At 66.3% G+C, this 11,917-nt stretch carries 9 protein-coding genes; 6 read left to right on the top strand and 3 right to left on the bottom strand.

The features are described from left to right. Positions 1–16 precede the first annotated feature (16 nt). Entirely contained in the window at positions 17–613 is a 597-nt protein-coding gene (locus tag GTP90_RS08685; protein WP_161083122.1) for an IMPACT family protein, read from the top strand. A gap of 32 nt (positions 614–645) precedes the next feature. Here the strand turns inward: GTP90_RS08685 and GTP90_RS08690 are convergent, their stop codons facing one another. From GTP90_RS08690 to GTP90_RS08700, 3 genes are all read right to left on the bottom strand, one after another. Beyond that, a complete protein-coding gene (locus GTP90_RS08690; protein WP_161083123.1) occupies positions 646–1,851 on the bottom strand; it encodes a DUF418 domain-containing protein in 1,206 nt (401 codons plus the stop codon). Between the two features lie 74 nt (positions 1,852–1,925). Next, complete coding sequence (locus tag GTP90_RS08695; RefSeq protein ID WP_161083124.1) at positions 1,926–4,235, bottom strand: hybrid sensor histidine kinase/response regulator; 2,310 nt, start codon at positions 4,233–4,235, stop codon at positions 1,926–1,928. A 3-nt stretch (positions 4,236–4,238) separates the two neighbouring features. Then, positions 4,239–5,033 carry a phosphate/phosphite/phosphonate ABC transporter substrate-binding protein gene (locus tag GTP90_RS08700; RefSeq protein WP_161083125.1) on the bottom strand — a complete coding sequence of 265 codons (795 nt, stop codon included), beginning with the start codon at positions 5,031–5,033 and terminating at the stop codon, positions 4,239–4,241. A gap of 274 nt (positions 5,034–5,307) precedes the next feature. On the opposite strand from GTP90_RS08700, the gene GTP90_RS37390 reads away from it, so the two are divergent. The 5 genes from GTP90_RS37390 (at position 5,308) to GTP90_RS08725 (ending at position 11,911) form a co-directional block, all read left to right on the top strand. Next, the gene (locus GTP90_RS37390; protein WP_308937300.1) at positions 5,308–6,942 is read left to right on the top strand and encodes a methyl-accepting chemotaxis protein; all 1,635 of its coding nucleotides are present in this window, start codon (positions 5,308–5,310) and stop codon (positions 6,940–6,942) included. 47 nt (positions 6,943–6,989) lie between these two features. Next, positions 6,990–7,544 carry a GNAT family N-acetyltransferase gene (locus GTP90_RS08710; RefSeq protein WP_161083127.1) on the top strand — a complete coding sequence of 185 codons (555 nt, stop codon included), beginning with the start codon at positions 6,990–6,992 and terminating at the stop codon, positions 7,542–7,544. A 77-nt stretch (positions 7,545–7,621) separates the two neighbouring features. Next, entirely contained in the window at positions 7,622–9,811 is a 2,190-nt protein-coding gene (locus tag GTP90_RS08715; RefSeq protein WP_161083128.1) for a TonB-dependent siderophore receptor, read from the top strand. 167 nt (positions 9,812–9,978) lie between these two features. Continuing rightward, positions 9,979–11,226, top strand: a complete 1,248-nt coding sequence (locus GTP90_RS08720) for an efflux RND transporter periplasmic adaptor subunit (protein ID WP_161083129.1) — start codon at positions 9,979–9,981, stop codon at positions 11,224–11,226. A 19-nt stretch (positions 11,227–11,245) separates the two neighbouring features. Next, positions 11,246–11,911, top strand: coding sequence for an ABC transporter ATP-binding protein (locus GTP90_RS08725; protein WP_161083130.1), 666 nt, complete (start codon positions 11,246–11,248; stop codon positions 11,909–11,911). Positions 11,912–11,917 lie beyond the last annotated feature (6 nt).

The raw sequence follows: 11,917 nt of genomic DNA on the forward strand, positions 1-11,917 counted from the left end.
TGCCAGAAATCCCGCCATGCCCTTCTCCATCGCCACACCCGTTCACCACGAATTGGTGATTAAAAAAAGCCGTTTTATTGCCTGCGTTCAGCCGATGACGGACCGGAGCGCCGCGCAAAAAGTGGTGGCTGAATTATGGGCGCAACATCCAAGTGCCGCCCACGTATGCTGGGCATTATTAGCCGGCGGCCAATCTGCCGCGGTCGATGACGGCGAACCGAGCGGTACCGCCGGCCGTCCCATGCTCGATGTATTACGCCACCAGGACCTGGAAGGCGTATTAGCCACCGTGGTCCGATATTTTGGCGGCGTTAAATTGGGCGCCGGTGGACTGGTGCGCGCTTATACCGACAGCGTGGCCCAGGCATTATTAAAATCCGAGAAAATCGCGATTATCAAGCTGCATTATCTGATCTGCACCGCACCGTATGCGATGGAAGGCATGATACGCAGGGAAATTGAACTGGCCGGCGCCAGTCTCGATAATGTCGCGCATTCCGACCACGTGCAATTCGAATTCAGCCTCCCCGACAGCGCAGCCGCGCCATTAGTCAGCCGATTGAATGAGGCCGGCCACGGCCGCATTCAATGGATCACTCCCGACGACGAATAAGCCGGCCGGCGGCCATTGCCGCCGCTCCCCCTTCACAAGCTGTTTTTTGGTATATTCGCGCCAATATTTGGCATGGCTTCCCTCTGGGCGCCGATCCAGGTGGCTTTGTGCCACAGCGTTTCAAGCGGTCCCTGCTTGTGCCGGCGCAGCCACCAGACGCTGAACTGCCGTTGCAGCACCGCCAGCGTCAGTCCGATCGCCAGCGCGAAACTGGCCCCGGTATATTGGTACAACCCCAGGCCGAAACCATAATAAATCGATGTGCCGACGATGGACTGCACTACATAACTGGTCAAACTCATACGGCCCAATGGCGAGAATATGCCCAGCCAATTGCCCGCATAAGACAGCAGCGTAAAACTGGATACCAGCACCGCCATGAACGCCACGTTCGACCACGAAGTCACGATCACCAATAAAGGCCGGCGCACCGCCGCGCCGATATGCCACAGGTCGGGATTGCTTTTCAACAAATACAGCGGAATAAACGCCAGCACGGCAATCAGCAGGGTTTTACGCCAGAATGTCTTATTTGAAACCGATGGAATAAACAACCCTTTTCTGCCTGCTAGCATGCCCAGCATGAATAAAGCCGGAATCTGGAATACGCGGCCGTTTTCCCAGCTCCACCGTATTACCCCTATTTTTCCGTTGGTTAAATTACCCATCCAGACGTCGAATGCGGAACCATGTGCCATATATTTTTCGGCGCGGCCAAAATATGCCCACGAGGCGGGATCGGCGAGTTTCTCGTCGGGATTAGGCAAGGCCTGAAAGAACTCCACCCAGGCGTGCGGCAGCAGTAATAAAAATGCGGCGATACATAACACCACCCTGCTGCGCAAGCGCGCCACCGGTATCAGCGCCAGCCCCAATACGGCATAAATACTGAGAATGTCGCCGTGATAAAACATGGAATTGAACAGGCCGAATCCCAGCAATAACACCATGCGCCAGGCAAAGCGGGCGCGGAAATCCTCGCCGCGCAATTCCCGGTGATGGTCCTGGATGTAGAACGTCAAGCCAAACAGCAGCGCGAAGATCGCGTACGACTTGCCGCCAAACAGGAAGAACAGGCTATCCCAGATCATCTTGTCCACCGACACCAGCCAGGCCGGCAGACCAGCGGGAAGGAAATAAAAATCGAAGTGCTCGATGTTATGCAGAAGCATGATCGAAACGATGGCGAAGCCGCGCAGGGCGTCGATCACATCCAGACGGGAAGAGTTGGCGCGCATGATGTTCCATCAACCTTGGCAAAGTGAATAGAATGCCAAGTGTAGAATGGAACCGCTCCCAACGGTGCGATTTTTCAGGCCCGGCGGGCGGCCGGTACGCAATATTGGGCCACGGTGAGGACCATGTCCTCGAACTCGATCGGCTTGGCGATGAAGTCGTCGACGCCGGCGGCGCGGCATTCGTCGCGCTCGGCCTCCAGCACATTGGCGGTCAGCGCCAGGATCGGCAGGCTGCGGTAGCCCTGCGCGCGCAGCAGGCGCGTGGCCTCGTTGCCGTCCATGACCGGCATTTGCATATCCATCAACACGGCGTCGTAGAACGGGCCGTTCATCACCTGGTCCACGCCTTCGCGGCCGTTGTTGGCCACGTCCACCTCCGCGCCCTCCAGTTGCAGCAAGGCGCAGGCGACTTGCTGGTTGAGCGGATTGTCCTCCACCAGCAGCAGCCTCAGCCCGGCCAGGCGCAGCCCCGCCGACGCTGCGGCCTCGGGCACGGCGGCAGGCGGCGCCGCGTCCACCACGCCATCTTGCGGCGCGGCCCGTTGCAGCGCTTCGTACAACATGGCCGGCGTCAGCGGCTTCATCAGCACCAGGTCCAGCACGCCCGGCTCCTGCTGCATGCGCTGATGCAGCGCATGCGTGGCCTCGGCCGCGGCCAGCGCGACGAACGGCGCCGCCGTCTGGCGGCGCAGGCGCAACACGCCGTCCCAGCTGTCCACTCCGTCGAACAGCAACAATTCATAGGCGGTCCCTGCGCGCAACAGGGGCAGCGCGCAGGGCAGGTCCGGGACCGAGTCGGCCTGGCCGCCGAAGCCGGCGATCATCGTCAGCAGCAGCTGCCGCGACTGTTCGCCGGCGCCGACCACCAGCACCTTCAATGGCAGCGCCGCGCGCGGCGCGCCCTGCTCTGCCCTGCCATACGACAGCGCGAACGAGAAGGTGCTGCCTTGGCCGGGCGCGCTCTCGACCTGCAGCTCGCCGCCCATCAGGCGCACCAGCCGCTGGCTGATGGCCAGGCCAAGGCCGGTGCCGCCGAAGCGCCGCGTGGTCGAGCTCTCGGCCTGCGTGAAGGAATCGAAGATGCTGCCCTGCTGCTCGGGCGCGATGCCGATGCCAGTGTCGCGCACGGAGAAGTGCAGCCGTACGTGCTCGTCATCGCCGTCCAGCAGGCGCACGCTCACCACCACCGAACCGCGCTCGGTGAACTTGACCGCGTTGCCGGCCAAATTCACCAGCACCTGGTTGAGCCGCAGCGCGTCGCCCAGCACGTCGGTCGGCAGCGCCGGGTCGAGGTCGAACAGCACTTCGACCGGCTTGTCCTGCACGCTCGCGCCCAGGATCAGCGCCAGGTTGCGCAGTATCTGCTCGAGGTTGAACGGCACCCGTTCCAGCACCAGGTTGCCCGTCTCGACCTTGGAAAAATCCAGGATGTCGTTGAGGATGCCCAGCAGCGAATGGGCCGCCGCGTAGGTCTTGTCGACGTAGTCGCGCTGCTGCGGGCTCAGCTCCGTCAGGCGCAGCAGGTGCTGCATGCCGAGGATGCCGTTCATCGGCGTGCGGATCTCGTGGCTCATGGTGGCCAGGAACTGGCTCTTGACGCGCGTGGCGGTCTCGGCCCGGTTGCGCTCGACCAGCACCGCGTCGCGCTCGCGCGACAGCTCCTCGGTGCGCTCGCGCACGCGCGCCTCCAGCGTCTCGTGCCCCTGCCGGATCACCTGCGACATGTGATTGAAGGCGCGCGTGGCCTGGGCGATCTCGTCGTTGCCCACCACCTCCAGCTGGCCGCCCAGCTGGCCGGCCGCGATCATCTGCGCGCCGTGCGTGAACTGCGCGATCTGGCGGATCAGGTAGCGTCCCAGCAGCAGCGAGAACAAGGCCACCATCGCCATCTCCAGCGCGGCCAGGCCCAGGCTCCAGCGCTGGGCCGCCGCCAGCGTCCGCTCCAGGCTGGCGACATCGAGCCCGATCCGCACGCTGCCGTAGGTGACGCCCGCCACCGCCACCGGGCTGCTGATGGCGAACATGCCGTCGGCCGCCTCGGACAGCGACGCGTGCGGCACGAAGGGCTTGGCCAGCGCCTCCGGCCGGCCCGCCTCCACCAGCACGCGCTGGTCGGCGTCGAGCACCTGCGCGTACAGCGTGCCCTCGGTGCCGCTGAGCTGGCGCGCGAACGATTGCAGGCCTTCCAGGTCGTGGCTGATCACCGCGTCGCGCGACATGGCGGCGAAGGTCTCGGCCGTCACGCGTGCGTGGCGCAGCACCTGCTGCTCGTTGGAATCGCGCAAAAAATGCAGCACGCTGCACACCAGCACGCCCAGCAACAGCAACTCGATCAGCGCGATGCCGAGGATGGTCTTGGCGCGAAAGCTCAGGGCCAGCCGCATGGCCTATTCCTGGATCCGGGCGTCGGCCGGCGAGATCGCCAGCCGGCGCACGTCGTCCCAGTCCTTATCCTGGGCCGGCTCGAAGCCGTCAAAGCCGATCCCGGCCAGCAGCTTGAGCTGCGCCGCATCCAGGTTCATGCGCAGCATCGCCGCCAGCACGCGCTCGCGCACGGCCGGGTCCAGCTGCGGACGGGTGGCGATGGCGTGCGTGGTGAATGGCGGACTGGTCCACAACACGCGCAGCTCACGCGAGAGGCGGCGGTCCAGCAGGTCCAGCGTGCGCGGCACGGCGCCGCCGGCCGGATACAGGCCCTGCACCACGTCGCGGTACACCGAGTTGTGCGACTTGACGAAGGCGGCCTTGAACGGCACGCCCTGGCGCCGCAGCTCGGCCTGCACCAGCAGGCTCGCGCCGAACGCGGCCGGCGTGGGGAAGGCCAGCGTGGCGCCGGCCAGCTGCTTCAGCTCGCGCAGCGGGCTGTCCTTGCGCACCACCACCAGGCCGCGCAGACGCTCGCCCTTGGCGCGCGCCAGCGCGCGGTAGCCGGGCCGGGCGTTGTAGACCACGAAGTGATACGGGTTCATGTAGGCGAAATCGTATTCGCCTGCCGCCAGGCGGCGCTCGAAGGTGGGTACGTCCGGCGCCGTGGCAAAGCTGATCTTGACGCCGGCCTGCCCGGACAAGGCCATCAGCACCGGCGTCCAGTTGGCGGCCATCTGCGAGGGCGACTCCTGCGGCACCACACCGAAGGTGTAACTGGTCTGCTGCGCCGACACCGTACCGGTCAGCGCCAACATCAAGCAACCGGCACATAGCCAGCGGAGGAATCGATGGGCCATGGGTAGCGTATTTCGCAAGAAATCGGGATTTTTGATCATAGCATGACGCCCCCGGCCCCGATGCAATTAATTGCTCTGGAATAAATCTTAATGTATATTAACGGCCCTCAACCTGACGCACGGCCGAACCGCCCAATCCCCGCGGTCGCCACCTTCCCTGGCCATGCCCCCGCCAACGCGTCCAGTCCCGCCCAGCGGGGACGCACGTTTTCACGAGAAACGGAATAACAATATGAATATCAAGAATCTCAAAGTCGGCACCCGGCTGGGGCTGGGCTTCGGCGCCATCCTGCTGATGCTTACCATCGCCAGCGTGCAAAACATCGTCAGCCTCGGCACACTCAACGACGGCACCGACGCCATCGTCAACGAAAGCTACACCAAGGTCGCGCAGGCGCAGACCCTGATGAACCACAGTAACCGGATCGCCCGCGCGCTGCGCAACGCCCTGCTGATCCACGACGACGCCAAGGCCGCCAAGGAACTGGCGGTGATCGCCGACAAGCGCAAGGATGTCGAGGCCGTCACGCAGAAGCTGGCCGGCATGGTCAAGTCCGAGACGGGACGCCAGATGCTGGCCGCGCTGCAGGCCGCGCGCACGCCGTACGAGGCCGCGCTCGACGAGGTGATGCGCAAGCGCAGCGCCGGCGACATCGACGGCGCCGTCGACTACATGCTGGGGCCGATGCGCGAGCTGCAGATGACCTACATGAACAACCTCGACGCGCTGATCGCGCACCAGAGCGCGGTGATGGAAACCAGCCGCGTCAAGGCCGACGCCACCTACGTCCAGGCGCGCAACCTGGCCATCGTGATGGGCCTGCTGTCGCTGGCGGCCGGCGTGGCGGGCGCCATGCTGATCTCGCGCCAGCTGCTGCGCCAGCTCGGCGGCGAGCCGGACTATGTGGCCGGCATCGCCAGCCAGATCGCGGCCGGCGACCTGGCCGTGCCCATCGCCACCCGCGACGGCGACCAGCGCAGCCTGCTGTTCGCGATCGCGGCCATGCGCGACAGCCTGGCCCGGATCGTCGGCCAGGTGCGCGGCGGCGCCGATTCGATCGTCACGGCCGCCACGGAAATCGCCGCCGGCAACCTCGACCTGTCCTCGCGCACCGAGCAGCAGGCCGGCTCGCTGGAGGAAACCGCCTCGTCGATGGAGGAGCTGACCGCCACCGTCAAGCAGAACACCGAGAGCGCGCGCCAGGCCAACACGCTGGCCGCGGCCGCCTCGCAGACCGCGCTGGCCGGCGGCGCCGTGGTGGCCGACGTGGTCCACACCATGGGCGAGATCAACGACTCGGCCAGGAAGATCGTCGACATCATCAGCGTGATCGACGGCATCGCGTTCCAGACCAACATCCTGGCGCTGAACGCGGCGGTCGAGGCGGCGCGCGCCGGCGAACAGGGCCGCGGCTTCGCGGTCGTGGCCACCGAGGTGCGCACGCTGGCGCACCGCTCGGCGGCGGCGGCCAAGGAAATCAAGGCGCTGATCGACGACTCGGTCGGCAAGGTCGCCACCGGCACCGAGCTGGTCGGCGAAGCCGGCGCGACCATGGAGAAGATCGTCGCCGCCGTCAAATCCGTCACCGAGATCATGGGCGAGATCAGCATCGCCAGCCACGAGCAGGAAGCCGGCATCGAGCAGATCAACCAGGCCATCGCCGAGATGGACACGGTGACGCAGCAGAACGCCGCGCTGGTCGAGCAGGCCGCCGCAGCGGCCGAGGCGCAGCAGGACCAGGCGCATCAGCTGGTGCAGCTGGTGGGCGTGTTCAAGCTGGCCGACGACCGCCGGACGGCGCCGGTGTCCCGCCTGAATCCGCGCAAGCCGTCGCGGCTGGCGCTGGGCCACCGCGACGCCGCCTGACCGGAAGCGCGCTGGCGGACCTCGCGTCCGCCAGCTACAATCGGCCGATGAGCCAACTGCCTATCGACCTGCTGGAGCCCGCGGACTTCGACGATTTCCTCCGCTACCTCAACGATCACCTGTCCGACAACGGCCGGGGCGACACCGCCTACTTCCAGCCGCTGCCGCGCGACGACTCGCGCTTCCCGGCCGACAAGGCCGACGCCTTCCAGGCCGGCATGCGCACGGCGCTGGACGCCCCCGGCTGGCGCCGCGTCTGGGTGGCGCGCGCGGACGACGGCCGCATCGCCGGCCACGTCGACCTGCGCGCCCATCCCGAACGCCACGCCGCCCACCGCTGCCTGCTGGGCATGGGCGTGGACCGCGCGTTCCGCCGGCTGGGCCTGGGCGGCCGCCTGATCGAACACGCCGCGCAATGGGCGCGCGCCTCCGCCCGGCTGGACTGGATCGACCTGCAAGTGCTGTCCGTGAACACGCCGGCGATCGCGCTGTACCGCCACAACGGCTTCGTGCAGACCGGTGAAATCCCCGACCTGTTCCGCATCGACGGCCGGAGCCTGGCCTACACCAGCATGAGCAAGCGCCTTGACACAATCAAATGAGAATGGTTATCATTCAAATATTTAACTGAGAAGCCTGCCGCCGCCAGCCACATTCTCGCTTTGATTGTGGGATACAAATGGAAAAGCATACCTTGGACCGGCTGGCGGTCCTGATGGGCCTGGCGGCACCGCTGGCGGCGCAGGCGCAGATCGCGGCGGAGGCGGCCACGGCAGTCCTGCCGCGCATTGAAGTCCACGGCGAGAGCCTGGGCGCCACCACCGAAGGCACCGGCTCCTACACCACCGGCAAGGCCAGGACCGCCCTGCCGCTGGGCATGGCGCTGCGCGACACGCCGCAATCGGTCTCGGTGGTGACCCAGCAGCGCATCGAGGACCAGGGCCTGCTGACGGTCACCGACGTGGTCAACAACGTCACCGGCGTCTCGGTCAACCAATACGAAACCAACCGCGCCGGCTTCACCGCGCGCGGCTTCGACATCGACAACCTGCAGATCGACGGCATCCCCGCCACCTGGGAGCAGCCGTGGAGCTCGGGAGAAGTGCTGGGCAGCCTGGCCACCTACGACCGCGTCGAGGTGGTGCGCGGCGCCACCGGCCTGATGACGGGCGCCGGCAATCCGTCGGCCGCCATCAACCTGGTGCGCAAGCGCGCCAACAGCAAGGCGCTGACCGGAACGGCCGAGATCGGCATCGGCAGCTGGAACGAGCGGCGCGCGATGGCCGACGTCTCCACCGCGCTGAACCAGGCAGGCAGCGTGCGCGCGCGCGTGGTCGGCGAATACCAGGCCGGCGACAGCTGGATCCATCTGATGCGGAAGAACAGCCGCACCCTGTACGGCACGCTGGAGGCGGACCTGGGCCGCAAGACCGTGCTATCGGCCGGCTACAGCTACCAGAAGACCGATCCCAAGGGCCCGATGTGGGGCGGCCTGCCCTACTGGTACAGCGACGGCGGCCTCACCGGCTGGGACCGCTCGAAAACCTCGGCCGCCGGCTGGACCCGCTGGGGCACGGAATACGGCAATTTCTTCGCCAACCTCGACCACGAATTCGACAACGGCTGGAAGCTGCGCGCCAGCTACAGCCACGGCGATCGCAAGGCCGATTCCCGCCTGCTCTACCTGTCCGGCATCCCCGACCGCGCGACCGGCGCCGGCATGGGCGCGTTCGCCGGTTCCTACCAGACCCACACCAGGCAGGACGACTTCGGCCTGCACGCCAGCGGCCCGTTCGCGCTGGGCGGCCGCCAGCACGAGGCGGCGTTCGGTTATATGCACTCGAAGCAGCAGTTCAACGCCGACAGCCGCGCCGCCGACTTCGGCCCCGGCGGCGTGCCGGCCGTGGGCGACTTCAACCGCTGGAACGGCAGCTATCCCGAGCCGGCATGGGGCGCGTCCACCTTCTACGAGAGCAGCGTCACCACGCAGCAGGCCGTCTACGGCGTGGCGCGCTTCTCGCTGGCCGATCCGCTCAAGCTGATCGCCGGCGCCCGCCTGGGCGACTACGACAAGACCGGCCACGGCCTGTACGCCGCGCCGTACCAGCTCAAGCACAACCGCCAGCTGACGCCGTATGCCGGCCTGGTCTACGACATCAACGACAGCTACTCGGCCTACGCCAGCTACACCAGCATCTTCCAGCCGCAGAACCTGAAGGACTTCAGCGGCAAGACGCTGGACCCGATCGAAGGCAAGAGCGCCGAGGCCGGCGTCAAGGGCGAATTCTTCGAAGGCCGGCTGAACGCCTCGTTCGCGCTGTTCCGCATCAAGCAGGACAAGCTGGGCCAGGAAGCCGGCCTGGTCGACCGCGACGGCGCCGGCCCGCTGGCGCCGGAAGCCTACTACCGCGCAGCGACCGGCGCCACCAGCCGCGGCGTCGAGTTCGAGCTGGCGGGCCAGCTGGCCAAAGGCTGGAACGCCACCCTGGGCTACACACGGTTCCACGCGGAAGACGCGGCCGGCGCCGACATCAACAGCGTCTACCCGCGCAAGCTGCTGCGCCTGTTCACCACCTGGCAGTTGCCGGGCGACTGGAAGGCGCTGACGCTGGGCGGCGGCGTCAACTGGGAAGGCCGCGCCTACACGGCCGATCCCAACGCGCCCGCGCACAGCGGCGGCCGCATCGAGCAGCCGGCCTACAGCCTGGTCAACCTGATGGCGCGCTACGACATCAACCGGCAATGGTCGGCGCAGCTCAACGTCAACAACGCGTTGGACAAGCGCCACTTCGGCATGTTCGCCGCGTATGGCGCGATCACCTACGCGGCACCGCGCAGCGCCGCGCTCAACCTCAGGTATCGCTTCTAGGGGTGTCCGTTTCCGGACGGTGTTGAACGAAGGCGGGCAAGCGCGCCCGCCGCGCGCGCCATGCCCGGTCGCGCGCAAGCCTTGATTTTGCTGGCTTTGCGCGCATCGCCGGCATGTGGCACGGCTATTGCAATAGAGAGCACAACTCCAGCTCTCTATCGCATCCCATGGACCAGGCGCTCAACCCCGATATCCTTTCCCGCCGCAAGCGCAAGACCGCGCTGGTGGTGGCCGCCGTGCTGGCCACGCTGTGCGCGGCCGCGTGGGGCATCAACCGCGTGGTCAGCCCCAGCGTCGACGCCGGCAGCGTGGTGCTGGCCGAGGTCCGCGTCGGCAATATCGCCAACACCATCAACGCTTCCGGCATCGTCATCCCGGTGCACGAGGAGCTGGTCTCCAGCCCGATCCAGACCCACGTGGCCAAGGTCCACGCCAAGCTGGGCCAGCAGGTCAAGGCCGGCGAGCTGCTGCTGGAGCTGGACAACCGCACCATCGTGCTGGCGATGGACAGCATCAAGGAACAACTGGCCCAGCAGGAAAACCGCATCCTCGCGCTGACGCTGGAACTGGCGCAGAAACGCAAGCAGATCGTCAGCGCCATCGAGCTGCTGGAGCTGGACCTGCAAGCCACCCGCGTCAAGCTGGGCCGTTACCAGACACTGCGCAAGGCCGGCGGCGTCTCGGCCGAGGACCTGCTGACCGCCGAACTGAACGTCAAGCGCACCGAGATCCAGCTGCGCCAGCAGCACGAGCAGATCGACGACAGCCAGCGCGTCACCTCCTCCAGCATCGAAGGGGCGCGGCTGCAAAAGAACATCCTGCAAAAACAACTGCAGCAGCAACAGGAACTGCTGGCGCAAACCCAGGTGCGCGCGCCGTTCGCCGGCATGCTGACCTGGCTGCTGGCCGACGAGGGCGCCAGCCTGGCCACCGGCCAGCTGGTGGCCAAGGTCTCCGAGCTGAGCAACTACAAGGTCGAGGCCTCGCTGTCGGACTTCCACGCGCGCGCGCTCAGCGCCGGCCAGGCGGTGCGTGTCGAGCAGGGCAATGTGCGGCTGGATGGCGTGGTGCAGACCATCCTGCCGGAGATCCAGAACGGCACCGTCAAGCTGCTGGTTACGCTCAACCAGCCCAGCCACCCGATGCTGCGCAACAAGCTGCGGGTCGAGGTCAACATCGTCACCGAGCAGAAGCAGCGCACGCTGCTGGCCGACTACGGCCCGGCCTTCAACGGCCGCGGCCCGCAGGACATCTTCGTGGTGCGCGACGGCATGGCCCGCAAGACCACGCTCAACATCGGCGCCAGCGACGGCAAGGCCGTGGAGATCCTGTCCGGCGCCCGCGCCGGCGACCGCCTCATCATTTCAGACACCACCCGCTACAAGGACCGCGACAGCATCCGCGTCGCCCAATAACCGCATCGAAAGGACCATCATGATCCGCCTGAGCAACGTCAGCAAAACCTACCAGACCGACAAGGTCGAAACCCTGGCCCTGAAGGACATCGACCTGCATGTCGAGAAGTCGGAATTCGTCTGCATCATGGGCCCCAGCGGTTGCGGCAAGAGCACGCTGCTGAACCTGATCGGCCTGCTGGACCGTCCAGGCAGCGGCGCCATCCACGTGGGCGGCGCGCCGGTGGCCTCGTACAAGGACAAGCACGTGGCCAAGCTGCGCAACAACACCTTCGGCTTCATCTTCCAGAGCTTCCACCTGATCAACGACCTGCGCGTGATCGACAACGTCGAGCTGCCGCTGCTGTACCGCGACCTGTCGGCCAAGAAGCGCCAGCGGCTGGCGCGCGAGGCGCTGGAAAAGGTCGGCCTCGGCGCGCGCATGGACCACTACCCCAACCAGCTGTCGGGCGGCCAGCAGCAGCGCGTGGCGATCGCCCGCGCCATCGTCGGCCAGCCGCAGGTGCTGCTGGCCGACGAGCCCACCGGCAACCTCGACAGCAAGATGGGCCAGGAGGTGATGGACATCCTGCTCAAGCTCAACAGCGAAGGCACGACCGTGGTGATGGTCACCCACGACGAGCAGGAAGCCAAGCGCGCCAGCCGCATCGTGCGCGTGTTCGACGGCCAGCTGGTCGCCGCCTAAGCTCAA

Origin of the sequence: Duganella vulcania (genome assembly GCF_009857655.1) — a bacterium.
Lineage (GTDB): Bacteria > Pseudomonadota > Gammaproteobacteria > Burkholderiales > Burkholderiaceae_D > Rugamonas > Rugamonas vulcania.